This is a genomic window from Moorena sp. SIO3I6, assembly GCF_010672095.1.
Window position 1 is genome coordinate 1 of record NZ_JAAHHU010001224.1, and the last position, 1,530, is coordinate 1,530.

The following is a 1,530-nucleotide window of genomic DNA, read 5'->3' on the forward strand; positions in this document are numbered from 1 at the left end:
ATCTCTCTCATCTTTTCTGACCCCATTTTCTCAGATTTCAGTCCCACTGTGCTTTTCAACTTCCATGTCACCCCTTCAGCAGTTTCTTTACTAATGTCTTACTTGTCTTACTGACAACTTTACCTTCTGTTTCCTCAGCTAGCTCCGAATAATTTTCTTGAAGATATTCAGCTAATGTAGCAATTGTTGGCGCGTCAAACAGGGCAACTGGGTGCAGAATTTTGTTCAGTTCGTCTTGTAGCTTGTTCACCAGCATCATTGCCACGATCGAACTCCCCCCCAGTTCAAAGAAGTTATCTTCAATACCGACGGTTGGAATTCCCAGCACATCCTGCCAAATCGAAGCCAGTTGATGTTCTAATTTGTTGCGGGGGGCAATCTTTTCCTTACTCGATCGGGCATTTTGATCACCCAACTGTTTCAGAATTTGGGTAAATTCTCCGGCTTCAAAACCCTTACTCAGTTGTAAGCGTTGGATTTTCCCGATAGCGGTTTTCGGGATCACCTCCCGAGGAACGGGAATCAAGTAATCTGGATTGACACCAACTTTGGCAATCACCTGCTTTCGAATCGTTTGCAACAGCGGCAGTATTTCTTCATCTTTTTGAGTCGTCAAATGGAATAAAATCGCTAGTTTTTCTGTTGAGCCACCTCCATCTCGAACCGCACAAGCTGCGGTATAGGAAACTTCGACCCCTTCTACTTCTTCGACTACAGTTTCAATTTCCTGACTGTAGTAATTTGCGCCATTGATAATAATGGTCTCTTTGGCTCGACCGGTCAAAACCAAGTGTCCGTTGGTGATGAAACCTAAATCTCCAGTATCAAACCAACCATTTTCTAGAAAAGATGCCCGATTCGCTTCAGGATTTTTATCGTAACCTGGAGAAACTGCATCTCCAGATACTTGCAAGTGACCTATAGTATCTTCGGGTAAAATCGAATTTTCTTCATCGACAATCCGAATCGTTACTCCTGGGATAACTGGCCCTAGATCTGCGAAAATGCTGCTGTTGGGATGTTCTGCCCCGACTCGTTTAATGGTTCCTTTTAAAGAGTCTTTATCTACCCGATGGAACTTTAAAGGAGCCTCTGCTGTGGGCTGATAATAGGTTATCCCGGAACCCAACTCTGCCATCCCAAACGCGGGGCGAATGGCAGTTTTACTCAAACCATAGGCGGCCATCTTCTCCATAAATTCCTCTACGGCTTGGGAAGAAACAGCTTCCCCTGCTGTGAGTAAAAATTGCACGCAAGACAAATCCCAGGTTTGATTTGGTTCTCGTTCCAGCAAGTCATTAACCAGAGAATAGGCAAAGTTAGGTGCCCAGCTATAGTTGACTCTGTATTTATCAATTAAATCCAACCAGTTGAGAGGGCGACCTAAAATATATTCCTTTGCTGCGTAAACTTGTTTGCAGCCCAATTCGATACAACGGATATGCCAGTCGCAGATGCTGCCGATGTGGTCAAAAGGCAGCCAATTGAGGATTACATCTTCTGGTTGATGGTGATTGAGAATATTGGCTA

The 1,530-nt window shown here is 44.2% G+C and carries 1 protein-coding gene; it reads right to left on the reverse strand.

Annotated elements, in window-relative coordinates; genetic code table 11:
• Positions 1-67: 67 nt before the first annotated feature.
• On the reverse strand, positions 68-1,530 hold a 1,463-nt coding region (locus F6K49_RS47915; RefSeq protein WP_293109638.1), incomplete at its 5' end, for a non-ribosomal peptide synthetase.